This window comes from Flavobacterium sp. GNP008 (assembly GCF_056428965.1).
Window position 1 is genome coordinate 611,147 of the sequence record NZ_JBWJVL010000002.1, and the last position, 24,777, is coordinate 635,923.

General features: G+C 32.1%; 17 protein-coding genes, 1 tRNA gene and 2 pseudogenes. 16 read left to right on the forward strand and 4 right to left on the reverse strand.

Features of this window, described 5'->3' with window-relative positions:
* Positions 1 to 5 precede the first annotated feature (5 nt).
* From AC0608_RS09025 to AC0608_RS09045, 5 genes are all read left to right on the forward strand, one after another.
* Positions 6 to 1,223, forward strand: a complete 1,218-nt coding sequence (locus AC0608_RS09025) for an MDR family MFS transporter (RefSeq protein ID WP_478288835.1) — start codon at positions 6 to 8, stop codon at positions 1,221 to 1,223.
* 145 nt (positions 1,224 to 1,368) lie between these two features.
* Positions 1,369 to 1,737: a BlaI/MecI/CopY family transcriptional regulator gene (locus AC0608_RS09030; protein ID WP_478288836.1), complete on the forward strand. Its 369-nt coding sequence runs from the start codon at positions 1,369 to 1,371 to the stop codon at positions 1,735 to 1,737.
* A gap of 44 nt (positions 1,738 to 1,781) precedes the next feature.
* Entirely contained in the window at positions 1,782 to 3,668 is a 1,887-nt protein-coding gene (locus AC0608_RS09035) for a M56 family metallopeptidase (protein ID WP_478288837.1), read from the forward strand.
* 70 nt (positions 3,669 to 3,738) lie between these two features.
* Positions 3,739 to 3,879 carry an SsrA-binding protein gene (locus AC0608_RS09040; RefSeq protein WP_417960381.1) on the forward strand — a complete coding sequence of 47 codons (141 nt, stop codon included), beginning with the start codon at positions 3,739 to 3,741 and terminating at the stop codon, positions 3,877 to 3,879.
* Between the two features lie 595 nt (positions 3,880 to 4,474).
* A tRNA-Arg gene (locus AC0608_RS09045) sits at positions 4,475 to 4,548 on the forward strand.
* A 549-nt stretch (positions 4,549 to 5,097) separates the two neighbouring features.
* On the opposite strand, the gene AC0608_RS09050 is transcribed toward AC0608_RS09045, so the two are convergent.
* Positions 5,098 to 5,601: a CAP domain-containing protein gene (locus AC0608_RS09050; protein WP_478288838.1), complete on the reverse strand. Its 504-nt coding sequence runs from the start codon at positions 5,599 to 5,601 to the stop codon at positions 5,098 to 5,100.
* Positions 5,602 to 5,766: 165 nt separating this feature from the next.
* The gene (pdxH, locus tag AC0608_RS09055; protein WP_478288839.1) at positions 5,767 to 6,411 is read right to left on the reverse strand and encodes a pyridoxamine 5'-phosphate oxidase; all 645 of its coding nucleotides are present in this window, start codon (positions 6,409 to 6,411) and stop codon (positions 5,767 to 5,769) included.
* Between the two features lie 596 nt (positions 6,412 to 7,007).
* Between pdxH and AC0608_RS09060 the strand changes: the two genes are divergently transcribed.
* From AC0608_RS09060 to AC0608_RS09080, 5 genes are all read left to right on the forward strand, one after another.
* On the forward strand, positions 7,008 to 7,595 hold the full coding sequence (locus AC0608_RS09060; protein WP_478288840.1) for a Maf-like protein: 588 nt from the start codon (positions 7,008 to 7,010) through the stop codon (positions 7,593 to 7,595).
* Positions 7,596 to 7,603: 8 nt separating this feature from the next.
* Positions 7,604 to 8,134 (forward strand): mechanosensitive ion channel domain-containing protein, encoded by a 531-nt coding sequence (locus tag AC0608_RS09065; protein WP_478288841.1) that lies wholly within the window; start codon positions 7,604 to 7,606, stop codon positions 8,132 to 8,134.
* 183 nt (positions 8,135 to 8,317) lie between these two features.
* The gene (locus tag AC0608_RS09070) at positions 8,318 to 9,517 is read left to right on the forward strand and encodes an AI-2E family transporter (protein WP_417960137.1); all 1,200 of its coding nucleotides are present in this window, start codon (positions 8,318 to 8,320) and stop codon (positions 9,515 to 9,517) included.
* Positions 9,518 to 9,618: 101 nt separating this feature from the next.
* Positions 9,619 to 11,439 (forward strand): BamA/TamA family outer membrane protein, encoded by a 1,821-nt coding sequence (locus AC0608_RS09075; protein ID WP_478288842.1) that lies wholly within the window; start codon positions 9,619 to 9,621, stop codon positions 11,437 to 11,439.
* Between the two features lie 284 nt (positions 11,440 to 11,723).
* Positions 11,724 to 12,389, forward strand: a complete 666-nt coding sequence (locus AC0608_RS09080) for a fused MFS/spermidine synthase (RefSeq protein WP_478288843.1) — start codon at positions 11,724 to 11,726, stop codon at positions 12,387 to 12,389.
* 92 nt (positions 12,390 to 12,481) lie between these two features.
* Here AC0608_RS09080 and kdsB read toward each other — a convergent pair whose 3' ends face one another.
* Complete coding sequence (kdsB, locus tag AC0608_RS09085) at positions 12,482 to 13,219, reverse strand: 3-deoxy-manno-octulosonate cytidylyltransferase (protein WP_478288844.1); 738 nt, start codon at positions 13,217 to 13,219, stop codon at positions 12,482 to 12,484.
* Positions 13,220 to 13,997: 778 nt separating this feature from the next.
* On the opposite strand from kdsB, the gene AC0608_RS09090 reads away from it, so the two are divergent.
* The 6 genes and pseudogenes from AC0608_RS09090 (at position 13,998) to AC0608_RS09115 (ending at position 22,701) form a co-directional block, all read left to right on the forward strand.
* Complete coding sequence (locus AC0608_RS09090; protein ID WP_417960141.1) at positions 13,998 to 14,324, forward strand: DUF6660 family protein; 327 nt, start codon at positions 13,998 to 14,000, stop codon at positions 14,322 to 14,324.
* A gap of 107 nt (positions 14,325 to 14,431) precedes the next feature.
* A pseudogene (locus tag AC0608_RS09095) lies at positions 14,432 to 18,804 on the forward strand (CusA/CzcA family heavy metal efflux RND transporter).
* Between the two features lie 14 nt (positions 18,805 to 18,818).
* Entirely contained in the window at positions 18,819 to 20,039 is a 1,221-nt protein-coding gene (locus AC0608_RS09100) for an efflux RND transporter periplasmic adaptor subunit (protein WP_478288845.1), read from the forward strand.
* A 25-nt stretch (positions 20,040 to 20,064) separates the two neighbouring features.
* Positions 20,065 to 20,394, forward strand: a pseudogene (locus tag AC0608_RS09105) (MerC family mercury resistance protein); the annotation flags it as partial.
* 57 nt (positions 20,395 to 20,451) lie between these two features.
* Positions 20,452 to 20,664, forward strand: a complete 213-nt coding sequence (locus AC0608_RS09110; RefSeq protein ID WP_417960418.1) for a GDCCVxC domain-containing (seleno)protein — start codon at positions 20,452 to 20,454, stop codon at positions 20,662 to 20,664.
* Between the two features lie 18 nt (positions 20,665 to 20,682).
* The gene (locus AC0608_RS09115) at positions 20,683 to 22,701 is read left to right on the forward strand and encodes a heavy metal translocating P-type ATPase (RefSeq protein ID WP_478288846.1); all 2,019 of its coding nucleotides are present in this window, start codon (positions 20,683 to 20,685) and stop codon (positions 22,699 to 22,701) included.
* Positions 22,702 to 22,857: 156 nt separating this feature from the next.
* Here AC0608_RS09115 and AC0608_RS09120 read toward each other — a convergent pair whose 3' ends face one another.
* Positions 22,858 to 24,777: an amino acid permease gene (locus AC0608_RS09120; RefSeq protein WP_417960144.1), complete on the reverse strand. Its 1,920-nt coding sequence runs from the start codon at positions 24,775 to 24,777 to the stop codon at positions 22,858 to 22,860.

The following is a 24,777-nucleotide window of genomic DNA, read 5'->3' on the forward strand; positions in this document are numbered from 1 at the left end:
TAGATATGCTCAAAACTGCTTTTCAACGCTACATAAATAATTTCAGAGGATTTACAAGAGAAGTTTGGATTCTTACACTGATTACTTTTATCAATCGCGCCGGCACGATGGTTTTGCCATTTTTATCAAAGTATTTAAAAGAAGATTTAAGCTTTTCCTATGCCCAAGTAGGATGGATTATGGTTGCTTTTGGTTTTGGTTCTATGTTGGGGTCCTGGCTTGGAGGCAAATTATCCGATAAAATAGGATTTTACAAAATCATGGTTTTCAGTTTATTCACTAGCGGAATATTACTATTTTTAGTACAATACATACGAACTTTTTGGGGATTGTGTATTGGAATGTTTTTTATCATGACCGTAGCAGATATGTTTCGTCCGGCCATGTTTGTATCTCTGGGCACGTATGCAAAACCTGAAAATCGCACCAGAGCATTAACTTTAGTACGGTTAGCTGTAAATTTAGGTTTTACTGCAGGACCGGCTTTAGGAGGTTTGATTATCATGAATTTAGGTTACAGCGGCTTATTTTGGGTAGATGGAAGTTCTTGCATTGTATCTATTTTAATTTTTACATTATTAGTAAAAGAACGCAAAAAACCAGCCGATTTGAATGCGACAAATAGCGAAACTGAAATACCTGCTTCAGTCTTCAAAGACAAGATATTCTGGATTTTTCTCTTTATCTGTTTTATTACGGCAATGCTTTTCTTTCAACTTTTTACCACTTTACCCTTGTATCACAATGAAAAATTTGGGCTGACTGAATTTCAAAGTGGACTTTTATTATCCTTAAATGGACTGTTGATTTTCTTTCTGGAAATGCCAATTGTGAGTATTAGCCAAAGAAAAAACATTGATAAACTCAAAATTATTCTTTGGGGTTCGCTACTAATGTCTATTAGTTTCTATGTTTTAATGATTAATGTTTGGGCAGGGATATTAATTGTGAGTATTATATTTATCACTTTTGGAGAAATGTTCATCTTTCCTTTTTCTAATTCTTTCGCTTTAAGCCGCGCTCCAAAAGGCCATGAAGGGCGCTATATGGCTTTGTTTACGATGAGTTTCAGTTTAGCGCACATTGCAAGCTCCAAAACCGGACTGGAAATCATTGCTGCCTTTGGTTACCAAATCAATTGGTTTGTCATGGGAAGCTTGGGAATTCTTTCGGTAGGCGGTTGTATTTGGCTGCAAAAATTAATTAAGCTGGAAAATAAATAGTTCTCATATTACTTATTTTATTTTGATGATTTTTTGCTAAAACAAATTTGATCTCAGCACTAAACCTGTTTTTTTAGTTAATTAACTATATTTTTAGTTGCTAAACTAAAAATATAGTTGTAAGTTTGATTCAAATAAAGAAATCATGCAAAAACTGACGAACAAAGAAGAAGAAATCATGCACATATTATGGAAGCTCAAAAAAGCATTCGTAAAAGAAGTCATGGCAGAAATCACTGAAGAGCAACCCCATTATAACACGCTTTCCACTATTGTGCGCAATCTGGAAGAAAAAGGTTTTGTGTCCCACAATGCTTTTGGAAACACACACCAATACTATCCTATCGTGAGTTTAGAAGACTATAGAAAACGCTTCATGAACACAGCTATCGATAATTATTTTAACAGTTCCTATAAAAATATGGTCTCTCATTTTGCCAAAGAAGAAAAAATCTCTGCTGCCGAATTACGCGAGATTTTGACAATGATTGAAACTCAAAAAGAAGAAAAATAATCCTTCTTTAAAAAAACAACTCCAGAATAAAATCAAGAATCGTTATGGAAGCATTGTACATTTATCTCATCAAATCCAGTGGATTAATCGCACTGATTTATTTGGCTTATTATTTTATGTTGCGAAAAGAGACCTTTTTTACAAGTAATCGATGGTTTCTGCTATTGGGTTTACTCACTTCTGTAGTTTTGCCGTTAGTGGTTTATACCAAAATAATAATGGTAGAATCAAGCTCCAAAAACATTGACTGGTCAAGAATTCCTGTAACAACAAGTATCAATAATGACGCTTTTGAGATTAATTGGTATTTAATAGCTGGAATTATATACGCAATTGGAATAGTTTTATTTCTGTTAAAATTTGCTTTCGATTTTTATAGTTTGCGTGTCGTTTTGAAAGGAAAAACCATTCAAAGTCAAGCTGATTTAAAATTTATTGATACCACTGAAAACATTGCTCCATTTTCCTATTTTAATACTATAGTTTACAATTCGTCCTTATACAGCGACTCCGAATTAGAAAATATTTTGGAACACGAAAAAGTGCATAGCGATCAAAATCATACCCTTGACGTATTGATTTCAAGACTATATTGTATCCTTTTTTGGTTCAATCCGTTCATTTGGCTGTACAAAAAGGCGATTTTACAAAACTTAGAATTCATTGCAGACTTTGAAGCCTCAAAAAAGATATCTGACAAAAAAGCGTATCAGTTCACGCTTTTAAAAATAACAACACACGAAAATTGTGTTGCCATTACCAATCATTTTTATCAATCATTAATCAAAAAACGAATCGTTATGTTAAACAAAAATCAATCAAAAAAATCGAATTCCTGGAAGTATGCAGTAATAATTCCCATATTTGTGGCATTTGTGATGCTTTTCCAAGTAAATGTAATTGCGCAGGAGAAAACAACTTTACAAGCAAAAACAAAAATCATAAATACAAATGAACAATCAGTAGATGTTTACAAAATAAATAAAAATACTACTGATGAGGAACTAAAAGAAAAATCTAGCAATCTAAAAGAAAACTATGCTATAATCGCTACTTTCTCCGATATAATAAGAAATTCCAAAAACGAATTAACCGCTATAAAAGTTGATTTGAAAAAGGGAAAAGAAATTGCACAGAAAATGGAAACAAAAGGAACTGAGGCAATAAATGAATTTGGAATTATAGTATCTAAAAATGATAATGGAAAGCTTACTGTAAATTTTGGATCGGATGAAACAATTATCAATCAAAAAAGTATTGTTATTGCTCCAAATTCACCGTCGTTAGTAACTGAAAAAGAAATTTTTATCAACGGCAAAAAAGTAAGCCAAGATGATTTGGATAAAATTGATCCTAAAGAAATTGCGACCATGAATGTCAATAAGAATGATAACAAACAGGAAATCCGAATTATTACTAATAATTATAGAAATATGATTAACGAGAATGACATTTATATCAACAACGAAAAAGTGTCTCAAAATGAATTAGACCTTTTAGATCAAAGTACAATTGAGAGAATGGATGTAAATAAGGAAGGTAAAACAATCCGTATTATAACCAAAAATGGAGTACAATATTCTCAAGAGAAAAATTTAGCCGTTCCTCCAACGCCTCCAACACCACCAGTTTTGAATATTAAAACTCCAGCTTCTCCAACATTTCCCAAAGCGCCAAAAGCACCAAAAGGTGACCCAATTAAAGGAGATAAAAAAGCTTGGAAAGAGTTTGAAAAGGAAATGGAAGACTACGAGGCTAAAATGAAAAAATTAGAGCCTCAAATGGAAGCTTTCGATAAGCAAATGGAAGAATTTGATAAAAAAATGGAACCATTCAATAAAGAAATGAAAGCTTTTGAGAAAAAAATGAAAGTGTACGAACAACAAATGGAAGTATATTATTCTAACTTGGAACGCGAAAGAAAAAAATAATATCTTCATAAAAAACCAAAAAGACGGTCCTCATCAAGACCGTCTTTTTTTATATCTTTGAAAAAAAAACATGTATAAAATCCTGGCCGAAATCAACAAAATCATTCTACCTAGTTTTACCAAACAAGGATTGGATTTGGCTAAAGCCAAGAAATGGCAAATAGCAATTATTGGTTTTAGGTATTACGTGACCACACGTGCATTAAATTAATACGTATTTGATGTAAAAATTTCATTCCCTTTGATTTTCGCCCTTCCATTTAAAAAAGCTAATTCCATCAGAAAATTTCATTGCACGATTTCGACTCCCAATCATTCTAGAAGTTTACAAGCTGCTTTCGCTCTTCATCCAGTTGCCAAAACATCATTATGAATTAGAATTCAGTCTCTTTTTTTGAATCATTTAAATTAGAAGATGAGTTCCATATTTCAAATCAAAGTTTCACAAAATCTTTTTTAAGGGAGCCTCTTAGAATTTTCAACTAGAATAGAACCAACCTTTAATTCCTGTGCAACCAACTTTCTTAATAAACTATTTCTTTCTAATTTCAATATCTTTGTTTTTTATACAATAAACAATTAAAACCACTATATTAAAGTATTTTCTTCTTGCTTAGGCATTAGTCACCATAGAAATAATATCTCTATATAAATTCCTTTTTTAGGAAATACCTGAATATCAATTATATAATTATTAAGTGAAATATATTTTTATTTTTTTATAAATTTAGACTTGCAGATTACACAATTATACTTATATTTGCACCCGCTAAGGGCTTATTAAATCTCTACGCTCAAGTAAAAATGGCCTTGTGGCGCAACTGAATAGCGCACTTGATTACGGCTCAAGAGGTTACTGGTTTGAATCCAGTCAAGGTCACAAAACCCCAACAGAAGTTGGGGTTTTTTTATATTATTTTTTAACTATAGAGTACTTTTTAAGTACAAGAATTATTTTGGCTTGGACTTTATATTCCTAATTTAAAATTTAAATAAAGTTATATTAAATTAAAAAAAGGTACTTATTCAATATTTTACAAAAAATATCTAATTTTTAACCATCATTAATAGAAAAATATTAACTACTCCTTTTTTCTTTTAAAAAATTATATTTAAAAATTGAATTCATAAAACATATAATTCTGGGAGTCAAAATTCCAATACTTCATCTTGTTTTTGTAATAAAGTAATGTACTAGTCTAGCTATTGCTACTTTATAACCACATAACAATTTATCCTAATCAAATGGATATAACAGTTCCTTAATACTATAATTAAGCTCTTGAAAAAAGCGTTGTAATTAGCATTAAAATTAAAAAATTATTGATTTAAATAATATATCAGTATTAATATTTTTAAGGTAACCTAAAATCATAAAAGGCTGTCTTTTGGGGAAAAGACAGCCTTTTAATTATATAAAAAACTCAACTTATATTTTTGCAAAGATATTAGTATAATACTTTTTACCATTTGCAGGATTTTCTTTGACAGCAATCCCGAAATGCGTAAAATTACCTTCTATATTTTCTTTGTGACTTGGGCTTGCAAGCCAAGCATTTAATACTGCTTGTGGAGTATTAAAATTATAAGCAATGTTTTCGCTCACTTTTTTAGCTCCTAAAGTTTTCATTATATCTTCTGAACGGGCTACAAAATCATTATGATTAACTACATTATTAACAATCATATAATTATCATGTTCTTCTGATTTATGAGACATATAATTAATTTTCTCCAAAGGATTTAAACCTTTACTAACTCTATAAGAATTTATTAAATCCATTGTTTCTAACTCAAAAGAACTATATGTATATACAACTACTTTTTGTACAGTTGCATCGGCTGATTCAATCTCAGAACTATCTGAAGAACAGGAATTCATAGTGCATATCACAGCAGCGAGCAATAATGCACGAAGTAATTTTAGCTTCATAATTATGGTAGTTTAACTTTAAAGTTGTTTGCGAAACAAAAAACTTTATCAAGTAGATAATATATTTTTTAAATCTTATTCAAATATAAATCAAAACTCGTTGAAACGCCAAATAAAACCGATGAAATACACAATAAAAATTATTATACATGTATATTTCTTACATTATGGTGATAATCGATCTGATTTCCATGAAAAATCAGTTTGAATGGTATACCGTATTCTATCATGTAATCTATTTGGTCTTCCTTGCCAAAATTCAACTTCTAATGGAGTAACTAAAAATCCACCCCAGTGCTGCGGCCTTGGAATTACCACACTTTCAAAATCTTTTTCTAACTGCTTCAAATTTTCCTCTAAATATTCTCTTGAGGGTATTACTTCACTTTGGTTTGAAACGATTGCTCCTAATTTACTTCCATCAGGTCTTGATTCAAAATAACGATCAGATATTTCTTCTGATGCCCTATTCGCAATGCCTTTTATGATTACTTGGCGCTCCATAGTATGCCAAAAAAAGGATAAGCAAACGTTAGGATTTTTTGCTATAGCCCTACCCTTCTCTGAATTATAATTAGTATAAAAAATGAAACCTTCTTCGTTAAACTTTTTTAATAAAACAATTCTAGATTTTGGAAAACCATCCAAGCCAATAGTTGCAACGTTCATAGCATTTACCTCGCCATCCCCACCAAAATCCTCCACTTCATGAAACCACCTATTAAATAGATTAATAGGATCTTCTGGAATATCTGATTCTAGTAATTCGCTCTTATCATAGGATTTCCTATAATTACTTAAGTCATTCATAATTTTTTATTTTAACCCATTGGGTGCTGTTATAGTTTATAATTATTTAATCTCAAAAATAATATTAATGTTGCATTAAACCCATTCCCAAAGGGTTATTTTTGATGAAATTATAGTTTTTAAAACGGGAAAGATGATACCATAATATCATTAGAATAAAAAATGATCCTAATTTATAAAATACCTTTTCAATTCATTTCTTTATTTTACAAAGATAAAACTGGTGTGCAAACTTTATTTTTGCCTTTAGTGTGCTCTTAATAGTGTCTGATTTGTAAAAAATTAACATATTTTAAATGTGTTACCAACTCTACTTCAAAACTGTAGGAGTAAATGTTTGAAAATTACATTTTTGAATGCAAAAAACAACTGTTTGTAAATTAGAAATTCTACTTTTAACGTATGTTATATTTCACTTCAAAACTTAGGGTAAAACAATAAATAACTTCTAAAATGCTAATCTATTTTTTTACTATATTTGAACTTTCTATTAGTCTATTTTGTGACATAAACAGGATTGTTTAAAACCTATTAATTAACTGTAAATCGACATTTTACTTCTAAAAAATTTTAGCTAACAGCTTACTATAAATACAATGCTTAAAAATAAATTAAAAAAATACACCTTGATTTTGGCTTCTGGTTCTCCAAGACGTCAGCAATTTTTTAAAGATCTAGATTTGGATTTTGAAATTCGTTTAAAAGAAATTGAGGAAATCTATCCACCAGATTTGAAAGCAGAACAAATCACTAATTATCTGGCTGAATTGAAAGCCAGCGCTTTTGAAGGTGAATTAAAAGCCAATGAAATTCTGGTTACCAGCGATACCATTGTATGGCACAATAACAAGGCCTTGGGTAAACCAAAAAACGAGCAAGATGCTTTTGAAATCTTAAAATCATTGTCGAATGCTACACACGAAGTGATAACTTCAGTTTGTTTTAAAACCAATGTGAAAGTTGATTTATTGTATGAAATAACCAAAGTCACTTTTAATGAATTAAGCGATGAATCAATTCACTATTATCTGGAGAATTACAAACCATTTGATAAAGCAGGAGCCTATGGCATTCAAGAATGGATTGGCTTTATAGGCGTCTCAAAAATAGAAGGTTCATATGCGAATGTAATGGGAATGCCTACTGATAAAGTGTATGAATACTTGAGTAATTTAGCGCAATAAATATAGATATGGCTTTATTTAATGTATATATTAAAGAACTAATTGCATCCGGAATTCTGGGTTTTTTATTGATCTTTTTACGCATTATTTCAACAAAATTGGTGCGTCGCTTTGCTAAATCAAATCAAACAATTGAACACAGGACGAATTTAGTAATTAAGTACATCCATTTGTTTATCAATGTTTTAGCAATTATAGCCCTAATAATAATTTGGGGGGTTCAAACCAAAGATATTTTCATTGCACTATCTTCTATCACTACTGTTGTAGGAGTTGCTATGTTTGCCCAATGGTCTATTTTAAGTAACATCACCTCTGGTATTATTTTATTTTTTTCCTTCCCGTTTAAAATTGGTGATGTAATTAAAATCCATGATAAAGATTTTCCAATTGAAGCTGAAATCGAAGATATTGGCGCTTTTCACGTTTTCTTAAAAACTATTGATGGAGAAAAGATTATATATCCAAACAATTTACTATTGCAAAAAGGGATCTCTATCCTAGAAAATCATTTCGAAAATAAAGAATTTGTTGATTAATTCATAACTTTATAATAATTAAGCGATTTTATACTATTCAATAAGTAGTATGAAAAAGTAATAATTATATAACTATTGATCTAAAATGTATAATACTTTAATTTTTATAATTATACATATTTGTTCTTGAAAAAATTTGAGCTTCAAAAATATACTTTGTTTGCACTACAAAATTATAAAGAGATGAATGAGATTATAAAGTTTCCGTTTTATGTTAAATTAACCTTGACTTTATTAGGCTTAATAAGCATTGTCTTTATCTTTTATATTGGCCAAGACATATTGATTCCAATAATGATGTCGTTTTTGTTTGCCATATTATTATATCCTATAGTTCAGTTTTTTAAATCTAAACTACGTTTTCCACATGTTTTGGCTGTAATGATAGCAGTGCTATTATTTGTTTTAGTTTTTATAGGTCTTTTTATATTTCTATCATTCCAGATCAGTGATTTTGCAGATGATTTTGATAGAATTGAAAGAAATATTAATATTCACCTAAGTAATATTCAAGGATTTGTCAGAGACAATTTTCATTTAAGCTCAAGAGAACAAAAACAATACATCGATACTGCCACAGAAGATTCGTTAGAAAAAGGAAAAGAAATAATAGGAACTACACTAATGTCTTTTACGGATACCCTAATTAATTTGACTTTAATACCTATTTACACTTTTCTAATTCTTTTGTACCGTACTCATTTTTTACTTTTTTTATCTAAATTATTCAAAAAAGAAAACCATGATCAGTTAAAAATAATTTTAACTAACATTAGAGTAGCTATCAATAGTTACATTGTAGGTTTGATTATTGAAATGATTTTAATTTCTACAATGACTACTCTTGGATTCCTGTTAATAGGTGTAAAATATGCCATTTTATTGGGTATAATAACCGGAATTCTAAATCTGATTCCTTACATTGGAATTCTATTTGCAGGTGTTTTAAGTATAGTGGCTTCTCTTACCGGTTCTCCAGATATATCAATAATTATTGGTGTTATTGTAATCACGATTGTTGTTCAACTGATCGATAATAATATTATTGTTCCACTAATTGTAAGCTCTAAAGTAGAAATAAATGCATTCATATCAATTATTGGAATCATTATCGGTGGAGCAATTGCTGGGGTTTCCGGAATGTTTTTAGCACTTCCGATACTTGCCGTTTTAAAAGTAATTTTTGACAGAGTTGAATCCCTAGAGCCCTGGGGCTATTTAATGGGCGATCATTTACCTAAAACCTACACTTGGCGCAAAATTAAATTACCTCTTTTTGATTCTGAAGAACCTTCTGAAAAAATTATACTTAAGGCTGATGTTATTGTACCAGTGTTTACTGAAACAACTACTGAAAAAGATCCTAATCGAACTGAAGGTTAAACTTAAAAAACACTTTTGAGCTCATTCTTTTTAATACTAATAACATTAGAAGAAAAATTCTCTTATGTTTGTATGACAACTTTACAGTTTATTCTTTAATAATGTATAAAAAAATAAAACTGATTCTATTTCTTGTAGTAATCTGCTACTCTCACATTTCTTTTGCTCAAGCAATAGAGCCTAAAAAAGATACATCTTCCCTTTATACAAATATTCAAAATTATTCAAAAAAGAATAAGTTTACCCGTTTGATGCATAAATTAATTTTTAGATCGCCTGTGATAAAAAACGATGAAACTAAAAAAATTCAAAAAAAATACGAAACTTATGAAGGTAAAATTATAAGAAACATTACTATTCTTACTCTGGACCCTTTTGGATATTCTGAAATTGATACTTTAAAAAAACCTAAAAACTGGGCAGAAAGAAATGGTAATAAGATACATATAAAAACAAATCGCCTCGCTATTCTCAATTTATTACTTATTAAGAAAAACAAACCCTTTGATTCTTTATTAGTAAAAGAGTCAGAGCGTTTGATACGAACGCAACGCTTTATAAATAGAGTTGATATTGCACCAAAATTGATTCGAAATAGTCCTGATTCTATTGATATTTCAATACGAGTTTTAGATTCTTGGAGTCTTATTCCCAGAGGATCACTTTCGGGTTCTAGAGCTAATTTTGAACTTAAAGATCTGAATTTTTTAGGATCAGGTCATCAATTTGAAAATGACTTTAGAAATAGATTTAGTGATGGGAAAAGCGCTTACTCTGTAGCCTACAGTATTCCAAATATAAAAAACACTTTTATAAATACCCGATTAAGCTACCACATAGATTTAGATGATTATTATGCTAAAAGTATTACTATTGATCGTCCTTTTTATTCTCCCTTAACCAAATGGGCGGGTGGAATTTATTTAGACCAACAATTTCGAAAAGATACCCTACCTGATTCCAATTTAGTTTTTGCATTTCAAAATTTTAAATTCATTACTCACGATTTTTGGTTTGGGCGCGCTTTTAGGATTTTTAAGGGAAACACTGAAAGTGAACGTACAACAAATCTTATTACAACAGGTCGGTTTTTACATCTAAAATACCAAGAAAGTCCAGAGTTTAATTACGATCGTGATGATTTTTACTCTAATGAAAAACTGGCCCTATTTGGTATAGGAATTTCATCCCGTAAATTTATTAGGGACCGTTATATATTCAGAAATGGCATTATAGAGGATGTTCCTATTGGTAAAGTATACGGAATAACGACTGGTTATCAATATAAAAATAACGGTGGCCGTTACTATTTAGGTGGACGTGCTGCGTTTGGGAATTTTTATAAATGGGGCTTTTTAAGTGCTAATTTTGAGTTGGGTACTTTTTTCGAAAAATCTATAACGAAACAAACTGCATTTTCTTTTCAGGCAAATTATTTTACAAATCTATTTAGTTTAGGAAAATGGAAATTACGCCAGTTTATAAAACCACAAGTGATAATTGGATCAAACCGAATGAATGTAATAGGGGATCAACTATCAATCAATGATGATTATGGACTCAATGGATTTAGGATTGCAGATTATGGAACTGAAAAAGCAATAGTAACACTGCAAACTCAAGCCTATGCCCCATGGAATCTTTGGGGATTTCGATTAAATCCGTATTTAAATTATTCGATTGCTATGTTAGGAAATGCAAAAAATGGTTTGGCAGAAAGTAAAGCATATTCAAAAATTGGCATCGGATTAATTATAAATAATGATTACTTAGTGTTTAGTTCCTTCCAAATTTCTCTTTCCTTTTATCCTTCCATACCCGGGAATGGGCAAAATATTTTTAAAACCAATTCTTTTGAGACTACTGATTTTGGCTTCCAGGATTTTGAATTAGCAAAACCACGTACTGTAATTTTTCGCTAAAAATCGTTTTAGATTCTTGCTACATCTAGATTAAACAGAATTTTTCTAATATTAATTAACGTAATTGTTGCTGTCATGTATTGTAAACATTAATTTTATAATTCTCCGGAATTTTAAATTCAGTATTTGAATATTTAAAAAAACTAAAAGTAATCAAGCGGTTTATAATTTATTCGTTCTAAAAAAACTCAGGTTCAATGAATGATGGCCTACATAAAAATAAAAACAGTAAATTATAGGTAATGAATTAATCTAAGTCTTATTTTTGAGTAAAAGTGATTCAAATGATTAAAAAAATATTCAGTTATCTAATTCCAATAAAAATTTATCAAACAAAATCTTTGTTGAGTAAATCGATTGAGGTGACTTGGTCAAACGGCGAATTAGTTTTAGATTCTGAAAATGCCAATTATTCGTATGGCAGTCTGCAACGCATTTTAAGATTAGGCTTAAAAAACATTGGTTATGAAAAAATAGTAACCATGAATCATGTTTTAGTTTTGGGAGTTGCTGGCGGAAGCGTTATAAAAACATTGATAGATGAAATAAGATTCAAAGGAAAGATCACAGGAGTCGAAATTGATCCAGAAATAATTAAAGTAGCCAATGCGTATTTTAAATTGGATGAAGTTAAAAATCTTGACATAATAATTGATGATGCTTTTGAATTTGTTTTGAAGACCAAAATTAAATATGATTTAATTATTATTGATATTTTTCAAGATATTATAATGCCCAATTTCCTGTTTGAACCTTTTTTTATCAAAAGAATTTGCTCTCTTATAGAAAGTAAAGGTTTCATACTTTTCAATACGATGTTATTGAATGAAGCACAAAACCTACGAAATAAAAAATACGTTTCTGAGTTTTATGAAAACCAATTCAAAATCAAAACTATTCCTCGAGTTGAAGTTCATAATGAATTGATAGTAATCGAAAAGCTATTATAATGCTATGCAACAATAAATTTAGAAACTAATTTGCCCTTAATGGAAATAAATTGTTGTCTAACTACAAATAATTAGCTTAAAATACTCTTTAATTAGCGATTTACTCCAAGCATATTTCTAGCTTTTTCTAAATCTTCAGGCGTATCAATCCCAATTCCTACATGTTGGGTTTCGATCATTTTAATACGTTTCCCAAATTCCAGATAGCGCAATTGTTCTAGCTTTTCTGATGCTTCCAATGATTTCATAGGGAGACTGTAAAAGTCTAATAGTGCTTGTTTTCTAAAAGCATAAATTCCGATGTGTTGCATGTACCGAACGCCCACATTTTTCTCTCTAGGATATGGGATCACGGAACGAGAAAAGTACAAAGCAAATCTGTTTTGATCGACCACCACTTTAACATTATTGGGATTATTAATATCGTCTTCATTGGTAATTTCGCGCATTAATGAAGCTAAATCTACTTTTTTGTCCAAATCATTTCTTAAAACTTCAATTACTTTGGCTAATGGTTCTACCTCAATAAAAGGTTCGTCCCCTTGTACATTAATTATTATGTCAACATCCAAATTTTCAATTGCTTCAGCAATTCGATCACTTCCGGATTCGTGTTCCTTGATACTTCTAATGGCTTTTCCGTTATGAGAAACGATTTCGTTATAAATTAAATCAGAATCGGTAACCACAAAAACATCATCAAACAATTGGGTGTTCATGGCGGCTTCATATGTCCTTAATATGACCGTTTTACCTCCTAAATCCTGCATCAGTTTAGCAGGAAATCGTGTCGAAGCATACCGGGCGGGAATGACTGCTATTATTTTCATTTACCTAATTTTATTTTTTTACGAAGATAGTAAGTTGCAAAGTTTCATTCAGTTTTTTGTGCAAATATTCGCTAATAATCAACACAAATACTTTAATAAAACTGCTTAAAAATAATTATTTGAAGTAAAAATGTTTAAATAGTACTTAACACTATGAAATCCATCCTTGAAATCGATCAACAAAAGCTATATATGTCAAACATAGCAAAATATATTTTAGACTTTTAGAGGTTATACATTCCCTGAAGATTAATTTATCAACTTAAAATCATGTAGAAATAAATATAAGTAATTAAACCCATATTTTTAAAATTAACACCCTTATTTAGGTTTATCGATAGTGAAATTCATTTTTTAAATTATACATAGAATCAACCACTTATACATTTAATTGTATAAAACCAATTCGATAAAAAGCAGTAGGCACTTGCTTTTTTATAGAAGAAATTAGTCCGAATTTATATCTAGACTTTACCTCGCTTGAAGCCTATTTAATTGTTGTTAGGCTGTCCCTATCGATTTTTAAAAAGCTACAAAAAGTACCCTGTTTTATGAAGATCATACCTAAAAAAAAGCAAGAATTTTGGTTCCATTCAACAATGCTTTTTTTGCTAGCCCATTATTACATATGAAGCAAACACAGTTGATTTAATTAAAGCAAATAGAATACTAATAAAAGTAAAGTGATGTTCGTAGAATTTATTTATACATCATGTAAGATGAATTAAAAATGAATCAATATTAAAATCATTTGAATTTTATTCCTAATTTTACATTCGTGAAATGGATTTTATCGATATTATCAATTTATCTAATAGCTCTTTCCTGTTTGCCGTGTGCTGACATCGAAGTAAATAGTCCTGTTCATGATTTGGCTAAACTAGCGCCAATTGATGAACAACATTCCCATGATAAAGAAAAAGATTCCTGTTCCCCTTTTTGTTTTTGTAATTGTTGTGGTGCACAAGTATTGAGTTATCAGTCCAATATCCCGTTTGGTTTTACTGTAGTTTCTGCTATGATAAACATGCAGCTACCTACTTATAAATCCGTTTTTGCTTCTAATTTCTTTGGAAGTATTTGGCAACCTCCACAAATAGTATAATGATACCTGTCCCGACACTTCGGGATTCGGTACAGAGAATTGTGGTTTTTCCACAGTATCCAAAGGGCAATTTATTGTTCCCATTTCTCATTCATTATAATATTTAAATGTTAGATAAAATCATACAATTTAGTATAAAGAACAAATTCATTATACTTTTATTTACCCTTATGCTGATCGTTTGGGGTAGTTATTCTCTTAAAAATTTACCGTTAGATGCGTTACCCGATGTAACAAACAACCAGGTCCAAATTATTACTACCGCTCCTACCTTAGCAAGTCAGGAGGTTGAACAATTAATAACATATCCGCTGGAACAAGCAGTCAAAACGATTCCTAAAGTAATCGAACTGCGCAGTATCTCTCGTTTTGGACTTTCAGTAGTTACTGTTGTTTTTAAAGACGATGTGGACATTTATTGGGCACGAGAACAAATTTTTCAACGGTTGAAACAGGCTGAAGAAAACATTCCAAAATATGCAGGTTCGCCCGAATTAGCCCCCATAACAACAGGACTTGGAGAAATATATCAATATGCGGTGTATGCCAAAAAAGGATATGAAAATAAGTATGATGCCGTACAATTAAGAACGATTCAAGATTGGATTATTACGCCTCAATTACAAGGTATTGAAGGTATTGCAGAAGTAAGCACTTGGGGTGGAAAACTAAAACAATATGAAATTGCAGTCAATCCTAATACATTGAATAGTTTGGGTGTAACGATAACTGAAATTTTTGAAGCGCTTGAAAAAAACAATCAAAATACTGGAGGTGCCTACATTGAAAAAGACCAATATGCCTATTTTATTAGAGGTGTTGGTATGGCAACTGGTCTCAAAGATTTAGAAAATGTAGTAGTCAAAAATCGTAATGGTTCGCCTATTTTAATTAGAGATGTTGCAGTTGTAAAAGAAGGAATAGCACTGCGTTATGGGGCTTCAACTAAAGATGGAAAAGGCGAAATCGTGTCTGGTTTAGCATTAATGCTTAAAGGTGAAAACTCTAGTGCAGTAGTGGGAAGAATTAAAGAGAAAATGGTTCAGATCAACAAAACCTTACCCGAAGGTGTAGTTGCCGAAGCTTTCATCGATCGAGGGAAATTAGTTGACAATGCTATTGGAACGGTTACTAAAAACTTACTTGAAGGTGCGTTAATCGTGCTATTTGTATTAATATTATTTCTTGGTAATTTACGAGCCGGATTAATTGTTGCTTCTGTCATTCCTTTAGCCATGCTTTTTGCAGTCATATTGATGAATTATTTTGGCGTAAGCGGAAATCTAATGAGTTTGGGCGCTATCGATTTTGGAATTATTGTCGATGGTGCCGTAATCATTGTTGAAGCAACCATGCATCATTTACAAAAACTAAATAAGCAAAAAACATTAACGCAATCAGAAATGGATACTGAAGTATACAAATCTGCTTCCAAAATCAGGAACAGCGCTGCTTTTGGAGAAATTATAATTTTAATAGTTTACCTGCCTATTTTAGCTTTAATCGGTACCGAAGGAAAAATGTTTAAACCTATGGCCATGACTGTTGGTTTTGCAGTGGTTGGAGCTTTTATTTTGTCATTGACGTACGTTCCTATGATGAGCGCGCTTTTTTTATCAAAAGACACGGAACATAAACCCAATTTCAGTGATAAAATGATGGCTTGGTTTGAAAAAATTTACATCCCATTTTTACATAAAGCGTTACAATTTAAGAAAGCCGTCTTAGCGATTGCTATAGGGTTATTCGTTTTTGCCTTTGTTATCTTTCAAAATATGGGAGGTGAATTTATTCCAACTATCGAGGAGGGCGATTTAGCGATTAATGCCTCTATTATGACTGGAAGTTCACTTTCGCAAATGATAAAAACAACTACCGAATATGAAAAAATCTTAAAAGCAAAATTCCCGGAAATAGAAACTATAGTGACTAAAATTGGTAGTGGCGAAATCCCAACTGACCCAATGCCTATTGAAAGTGGCGATTTAATTATTGTGCTTAAAGACAAAAGCGAATGGACTTCGGCAGAAAACTGGGAAGATTTAGCCCATTTAATAAAAGAAGAAATGGAAGCCATTCCTGGTGCCACTATAGAGATTTCGCAACCCATTCAAATGCGTTTTAATGAATTAATGACAGGAAGCCGAAGCGATATTGCTATCAAGATTTTTGGTGATGATTTAGAAATTTTAGATACGAGAGCAACGGAACTCATTGCTAAAATTAAAAATATTGAAGGTATTGGTGATTTGAAAGCCGATAAAGTAAATGGATTACCTCAAATTACAATTAAATATGATTACAGCAAAATCGCGTTATATGGTCTAAATATTAGAGATATCAATCAAATTATTCGTTCTTCATTTGCTGGAGAAAGTGCGGGCAAGATATATGAGGAAAGCAAACGATTTGATATTGTAGTTCGTATGGATGCGACCAATCGAAGTGACATTACTGATGTTACCAATCTATTTATTCCATTGCCAAACGGACAACAAGTACCACTCTCACAAGTAGCTACAATTGCTTATGAGCAAGGCCCCGTTCAGGTGAGTCGTGAAGATGGAAAGCGAAGAATAACAGTTGGTTTAAATGTTCGGGGTCGGGACATCAAAAGCGTGGTCGAAGAAATACAACAAAAACTAGATAAAGATTTTAAACTTCCGATAGGATATTATATAACCTATGGAGGTCAATTCGAAAACTTGATTGAAGCCACTAAAAGACTCTCAGTAGCCTTACCTATTGCATTGGGATTGATTATAGTATTGTTATTTTTTACTTTTAATAGTTTCAAACAAGCTGGATTAATTTTCACAGCCATCCCATTATCAGCCATTGGTGGCGTATTTGCTTTGTGGCTAAGAGGCATGCCGTTTAGTATTTCAGCAGGAATTGGTTTTATTGCTTTGTTTGGGATAGCCGTATTAAACGGAATTGTATTACTCTCTTATTTTAACCAACTCAAAGCGGAGGGAATAATTGATCCTTTGCAACGGGTTTTGACAGGAACAAAAACAAGATTGCGTCCCGTTTTAATGACTGCTGCCGTGGCTTCATTAGGTTTTCTTCCTATGGCTTTATCAACCAGTGGTGGTGCCGAAGTGCAAAAACCATTGGCTACTGTTGTCATTGGTGGGTTGTTTTCAGCTACGTTATTAACACTAATCGTTTTACCAATATTGTATTTATTATTTGAAACCTCTACTAAAAATATTTTTTCTAATAAAAAAAATGAGACTCCTGACAACATTAAAAAGGAATTAAAATGAAAAAAAGAACATTAAAACACATTCTAACGAGGATTATACTTTTAATTAGCACATTTTCTTTTGCCCAAAATAGTCAATTAATCACATTAGAGAACGCTATCGATTTGGCTAAATCTAATAATATAGATTTAAAAATTGCTACTAAAGAAATTGAAAAGCAAACCGTTCTCAAAAAAAATGCTTTTCAAGTTGATCCATTGCAAATTCAGTATCAAGGAGGACAATTTAATAGTGCCAATTACGACCACAATGTTTCCGTTCAGCAATACTTTCCAATCGGAAAAATTACCAAAGCCAATAGACAATTGCAAGAAGAATTAGCAAAATTAGCCGAAAAAAGAAAAGCCTTAACGGAATATGAACTAGAAAAAGCCGTAACATTATCCTATTATCAATATCTATTTGGAGTTACTATTCAAAACTTAAATAATGAATTGAATGCTATTTATACCAAATTCCTCAAAAATGCCACCCTTCGTTTCAAGACGGGTGAAAGTGGAAATATTGAAGTCATTAGTGCCAAAGCAAAGGTGAAAGAAATTGAAACTCAAAAAGCACAATTAGAATACGATAGGATTATTTATCAAAAACAATTGCAGTTTTTTGTTCAAACCGAACTTAATATTGTTCCGGACAGCACAACGCCAGTTCAGTTTTCGTCCCTAACGAATACGAATAAAACTAAAATTGAAAGTTTAGTAACGGAGTATTATCTACAGCAGATATCAGTGTATCAAAAAGAAGCTAATACGTTTAAAGCACTCAGAACGCCAAAATTAGGATTGGGTTATTTTGCCCAGACCATTGATACGAAATCCTCCTTTCAGGGATTTACAGCCGGTTTACAAATTCCATTGTTTGGTAATGCCAATACTGCTAAAGCCAAAGCATCGGAAATTAGTATTTCACAATCGCAATTAGAATTGGATAAAAACAAACTATCGTTGCGATTACAAATTCAGAAATTACAAAACGAATTTGAAAAGCAACAAAAAGGATTGGAATATTACCAAAATGAAGGTCTCCAATATGCCGAACAAATTATTACAACAGCTGAAAAAAGCTATGCCAATGGTGACATGACGTATTGGACTTATATCAGCTTTTTAAACCAAGCAATTGATATTAAAAAGCAACATGCTGAAACACTAAATTTATTCAATCAAAGTGCTATCCAGCTGCAATTTCCATCTATTTCTACTAATTAATACTCAACAAAAAAATGAAAAATATAACAATCAAAGAAATAACGTATATCCCTCGATCAACAACATATTGCTTACTTATTGCTACTTGTTTCTTACTTTTAGTCTCCTGTAACAATACAAAATCTGAGGAAGTAAGAGAAGAAGAAAAAGCTGAAAATACAGTTACTTTAACAGTACCTCAATTTAAAACAATAGGCATTGAATTGGGTGTTGTAGAAAATCGTAATTTAAATACAGTTATAAAAGCCAACGGGTATACCACCGTTCCGCCACAGAATGCTGCAAATATTTCAACTTTAATTAGTGGTGTAGTAAAGGATATTTATATATTGGAAGGCACTTTTGTAAACAAGGGAAAAGTATTGGCAACCATTCAAAATCTGGCTATTATAGAAATGCAGGAAGATTACAAATCGGCAATTGCTACAGTAGAATATTTACAATTAGAATTCAATAGACAAAAAATATTGAGTGATGAAAATGTAAATCCAAGAAAAACATTTCAAGAAGTCAAATCCAAATTAGCAGTAGAACGAGCCAGAGCACAAGCAGCAAAAACTAAATTAAACGCTTTACATGTAAGCCCAAACAGCAACAGTTCATTAGTACCGATTGTATCCCCAATAAGCGGTTATGTTGGAAAAATCAGCATTTCAAAAGGATCCTTTGCCGATACAGGAGTCGTGCTCTTTGAAGTAGTTGACAATAGCCAGATGCACTTGGATTTAAATGTATATGAAAAAGATTTAGGATCAATTTCTATAGGTCAGGAAGTAGACTTTGTTTTAACAAATCAATCTAATAAATCCATTAGAGGAAAAATATTTGGCATCAATAAATCTTTTTCAAATGAAAGTAAAACAGTAGCAGTACATGCTAAAATTAATGCCGAGGATGCAAAAGGATTAATTTCAGGAATGTATGTTTCCGCTAATATAAACATTAACAACAATACGGTTCCAGCATTACCAAAAGATGCCATTGTAAGAAATGGAGAAAAATATTTCATATTTATTCAGGAAAAAGCTCCTTTAGAAAAAGAAGAAAAACATACCAATATGGAAGAACACAATGAAGTTTACTTTAAAGCCATTGAAGTAATTCCTGGCACTACTGATTTGGGTTACACAGAGATAAAATTTATTGAGACAATTCCTGCCGATGCAAAAATTGTGACTAAAGGAGCCTTTTATCTACTTTCAGTTATAAAAGGAGGCGGGAGTCACGATCACTAATTAAAGAACTTAAACACTTCCTATTATGAAACTTAAATTAAATCTTGAGAAATTTGGAGTGATTGGGCTTTTCATCACGGTTCTATTTTCACCTTGTTGTTTCCCCTTATTTAGTTTTGGGGTCTCGGTACTTGGATTAGGCAGTTTTGAATTATTTGGGGGATGGACAATGTGGGTATTTCTAATAATGGTACTACTTTCTATTTTAGGTTTTTACATTTCTTATCTAAAACATGCCTCTTTACGTCCTTTACTTATAGCTGCTCCAAGTGCCCTTTTAATTTTATTTGGATGTATTGCTAACAGCAATATTCAATTTATTTATACGGGTATGTTTGGAATATTGATCGCAACGGGAGTAAATTATCACCAAAACAAAGTATACGGAAAATGCAACAATTGTACAAAAGATATAAGCAATACTGTTGTGTTAAAATCAACTGTAACGTGTCCAAATTGCGAATTCCAAAAAGAAGAAATAATGCCCACTGATGCTTGTCAATTTTTTTATGATTGTGAAAATTGTAAAAATATACTTAAACCTTTAGAGGGAGATTGTTGTGTATATTGTAGTTATGGTTCTATAAAATGTCCGCCAATACAACTTGGAGCTATTTGTTGTTAGTTAATAAATTAGAATAATATGAAACATCTACATCAATATGATTCGTCCGGAAAACAACTTTGTTGTACGTTAGAAGAAAAAATAAACAACAAATCCAATAATCAATCAGGCTGTTGTACCCCTCAAAATGAACCCGAACATGCAGACGATGACGGTCACGATCATTCTGACGTAAAGGATAGTTTACTTCAAATGTTCCTACCCGCAATTATTTCATTTTTGTTACTTATAGTGGCCATTGGCTTGGACAATTATATCCCCCAAACTTGGTTTGTAGGCTGGGTAAGAATTCTCTGGTATGCAGTCGCGTATTTACCCGTAGGATTTCCAGTAGTAAAAGAAGCTTTGGTTAGTATATCTAAGGGCGAAATTTTTTCAGAATTTTTATTGATGAGTATTGCCACAATTGGCGCATTTAGTATTGGTGAATATCCCGAAGGTGTTGCTGTGATGCTTTTTTACGCTATCGGAGAACTGTTTCAAACTCTGGCAGTCCAAAGAGCTAAAACAAACATCAAATTATTATTAGACCAAAGACCCGATGAAGCCACTATATTGGATGGAGAAAATGCCATTACTAAAAAAGCATCCGAAATAATTATTGGAGAAATTATTCAATTAAGACCCGGAGAAAAATTAGCACTAGATGGAAAACTACTTTCAGACACTGCTTCTCTCAACACTGCAGCATTAACAGGCGAAAGCAAACCCAACACCAAACAAAAAGGAGAGACCGTTCTTGCGGGAATGATTAATCTGAATACCGTTGTTCAAGTTGAAGTAACTACTGCGTACACGGATAGTAAACTGTCAAAAATCTTGAAAATGGTGCAAGAAGCAACGGCAAAAAAAGCCCCAACTGAATTGTTTATTCGGAAATTTGCCAAAATATATACCCCAATAGTTGTTTTTTTGGCTATTGGTATTTGTTTGCTTCCAATTTTATTTGTTGAAAAATATAATTTTAATGATTGGTTGTACCGTGCTTTAATATTCTTAGTTATCTCGTGCCCGTGTGCTTTAGTTATTTCCATTCCATTGGGATATTTTGGAGGGATTGGTGCGGCCAGTAAAAACGGAATTCTATTTAAAGGATCTTCCTTTCTTGATCTAATGGCCTCCATACAGGTGGTGGTTATGGATAAAACAGGAACGCTGACCAAAGGCGTTTTTAGGGTCCAAAAAGTTGTGGCTGTTGCTATTCCTGAAGCTGATTTAGTAAAATATACAGCCGCATTAGAAACCAAATCTACCCATCCCGTGGGAACCGCAATTATAGAATATGCTAAAGGAACAGAAAAAAATACAACCGTTACTGATGTAGAAGAAATTGCAGGACATGGTCTTAAAGGAAAAGTAGACGGAAATGAAATCTTGGCAGGGAATGTTAAGTTAATGCAAAAATTCGATATCAGTTATGATCCAGAAATCGATAATACTCCTTTCACGATTATTGTTATTGCAATCAATCAAAAATATGCAGGATATTTTTTAATTGCCGACGAAATCAAAGAAGATGCCCAACAAGCGATTCAGAACTTACATAAAATAAACGTAAAAACGGTAATGCTTTCCGGGGATAAACAAGCTGTTGTAGATGCGGTGGCCAAAGAATTAAACATAGACCAAGCGTACGGTGATTTATTACCGGAAGATAAAGTCCAAAAAGTCGAGGAATTGAAATTACAAAATCTTAAAATTGCATTTGTTGGTGACGGTGTAAATGATGCACCAGTTATAGCCCTAGCGGATGCTGGTATAGCAATGGGCGGTTTAGGAAGCGACGCCACTATTGAAACAGCAGATATAATAATCCAAAACGATCAGCCTATGAAGATTTTTACCGCCATCAATATTGGGAAACAAACCAAGAAAATAGTATGGCAAAATATTGGATTGGCATTCACCGTAAAAGCCGTTGTACTTATTCTAGGTGCAGGCGGTTTAGCCACCATGTGGGAAGCAGTCTTTGCTGATGTAGGCGTGGCATTATTGGCAATTTTAAACGCCGTGAGGATTCAAAGAATGAAATTTTAAAGGGCTATAACAAAAAAAGAGGTTCGCTTTTATAACGAACATCTCTTTTTTAATTGTATTTATATTTACAAGGCCAATATAACCTTATTTAATATTACTTCTCGTTAGTTGCTTAGTAATTAGTCCTATATTTCGGCAATAAAGATTCTTAGAACTTTAATTCAACTTGCTATTTTTTCGGCTAAAGCCAAAATAAATAATCAATCCAATCAAAAGCCAGATTCCAAAATAAATCCAGTTCCAAACGCTCAATTCTGCCATCATATACAAACAACATATCAAACCCAACAATGGTATCAAGGACAAATTTGATTTAAAAGACCAAACTGATAATCCAGCTAAAACAATTAGGAAAATCCACATTGGAATTTTGTGTTTGAATAAACTAAAACCCGTTTCATATTTAACTCCATCTGCTATTGGTAAACCCGCTATAACAGTAGAATATTTTGCATCATCTACTTCATATTGACTTAACAAAAGTTCTAAATCAGGTGTTTCATCAGTACTGTTTTTAGCATCAATACTTACTAAATAATCATATACTTTTTGAGTTTCTTCTTTATTCAATGAGGTAATGATAGCTGCTGAACTGTTAATTTGGGTTTCATTAGTTATGAAATCCATAGTCGCTTTTTTATTAAAACCAAAAGCAAACACTAATCCTATAGCAATTAAAAATGGTAAAATAAATTTAGAGTTTACATAGGGTGTTTTAAATTTTCCACGAGGAATATCCGTTCTGTTTTGCAAAACCAAAACACCTGCACAAACCAATACAAAAGCAAATAAAGTCCCAATACTACACAAATCGGTAACCAATGTTAAATTCAAAAATAAAGCGGGAACTGCTACCACAAAACCGGTAACAATTGTTGCATACGACGGTGTTTTATATTTGGGATGCACTCTTGAGAAACGTTTTGGCAACAAACCATCCCGACTCATACTCATCCAAATACGAGGTTGTCCCATTTGAAACACCAATAAAACACTAGCCATAGCCACAACCGCACTTACTGCAATAATTCCTGACATCCATTTTAAATCTAGTTTGTCAAAAACAAATGCGAGCGGATCGCCTACATTCAATTGGTCATAACGAACCATTCCAGTTAATACCAATGCTATGGCGATGTACAAAACCGTACATATTATAATAGCCCACATCATTCCTCTTGGCAAATCACGCTGTGGATCTTTACACTCTTCGGCGGTAGTTGAAATCGCATCAAAGCCAATATAAGCAAAGAAAACGGCTGAAACACCTTTTAAAACACCCGTAACTCCATTTGGAGCAAAAGGATCCCAATTTGCTGTATCTACATAAAAGACTCCAACAGCAATAACCAATAGAACAATACATAATTTAACCACAACCATGATGTTACTGGCATTACGAGACTCTTTCATTCCGCGGTAAATCAGTGCTGTAATCAAAACGATTATCAATAAAGCCGGAAGATCTGCTACAAAATGAAACGAACCCACAACAGGTGAAGTCGTCCAGGCCGTATAAGCATCTTGTAAAGCAGGACTTAAGTTTACATATTCTTTTCCGCCTTGCATCAATGCTGTAGCATCATCAAATCCTCTGGAAGCAGATAAAAAATCCATTTGAACCCATTGCGGCAATTCAAGACCACCGCTTTCAAGTAATCCTGTAAAATAATCACTCCACGATATGGCAACCGTTATATTACCTACGGAATATTCCATGATTAACGCCCAACCAATAATCCAGGCTATAATTTCACCAAAAGCAACATACGAATACGTATAGGCACTTCCGGAGACAGGAACCATTGAAGCAAATTCAGCATAAGCAAAAGCAGCAAAACTACAGGCAATAGCCGTAAACAAGAATAAAAAGATAACAGCAGGACCTCCATCAGAACTCGCTTTTCCAATAGTACTAAAAATCCCCGCCCCTACAATAGCTGCAATTCCAAAAGCAGTCAAATCACGAGCCGTTAAGTGTTTTCCTAATGCATTATGTCCGTCTGCATTTCTTTTTTCAACCTGTTTTAAAATATCTTGTACTGTTTTCTTTCTAAATAAACTTGAAGATGCCAT

Bases quoted from the DNA above. Each gene is read 5' to 3' on its own strand.
- AC0608_RS09075 (WP_478288842.1), top strand. From the start codon at position 9,619: ATGTATAAAAAAATAAAACTGATTCTATTTCTTGTAGTAATCTGCTAC.
- AC0608_RS09080 (WP_478288843.1), top strand. From the start codon at position 11,724: ATGATTAAAAAAATATTCAGTTATCTAATTCCAATAAAAATTTATCAA.
- AC0608_RS09025 (WP_478288835.1), top strand. From the start codon at position 6: ATGCTCAAAACTGCTTTTCAACGCTACATAAATAATTTCAGAGGATTT.
- AC0608_RS09060 (WP_478288840.1), top strand. From the start codon at position 7,008: ATGCTTAAAAATAAATTAAAAAAATACACCTTGATTTTGGCTTCTGGT.
- pdxH (WP_478288839.1), bottom strand. From the start codon at position 6,411: ATGAATGACTTAAGTAATTATAGGAAATCCTATGATAAGAGCGAATTA.
- AC0608_RS09050 (WP_478288838.1), bottom strand. From the start codon at position 5,601: ATGAAGCTAAAATTACTTCGTGCATTATTGCTCGCTGCTGTGATATGC.
- AC0608_RS09115 (WP_478288846.1), top strand. From the start codon at position 20,683: ATGAAACATCTACATCAATATGATTCGTCCGGAAAACAACTTTGTTGT.
- AC0608_RS09070 (WP_417960137.1), top strand. From the start codon at position 8,318: ATGAATGAGATTATAAAGTTTCCGTTTTATGTTAAATTAACCTTGACT.
- AC0608_RS09030 (WP_478288836.1), top strand. From the start codon at position 1,369: ATGCAAAAACTGACGAACAAAGAAGAAGAAATCATGCACATATTATGG.
- AC0608_RS09040 (WP_417960381.1), top strand. From the start codon at position 3,739: ATGTATAAAATCCTGGCCGAAATCAACAAAATCATTCTACCTAGTTTT.
- AC0608_RS09100 (WP_478288845.1), top strand. From the start codon at position 18,819: ATGAAAAATATAACAATCAAAGAAATAACGTATATCCCTCGATCAACA.
- AC0608_RS09035 (WP_478288837.1), top strand. From the start codon at position 1,782: ATGGAAGCATTGTACATTTATCTCATCAAATCCAGTGGATTAATCGCA.
- AC0608_RS09065 (WP_478288841.1), top strand. From the start codon at position 7,604: ATGGCTTTATTTAATGTATATATTAAAGAACTAATTGCATCCGGAATT.
- AC0608_RS09120 (WP_417960144.1), bottom strand. From the start codon at position 24,777: ATGGCATCTTCAAGTTTATTTAGAAAGAAAACAGTACAAGATATTTTA.
- kdsB (WP_478288844.1), bottom strand. From the start codon at position 13,219: ATGAAAATAATAGCAGTCATTCCCGCCCGGTATGCTTCGACACGATTT.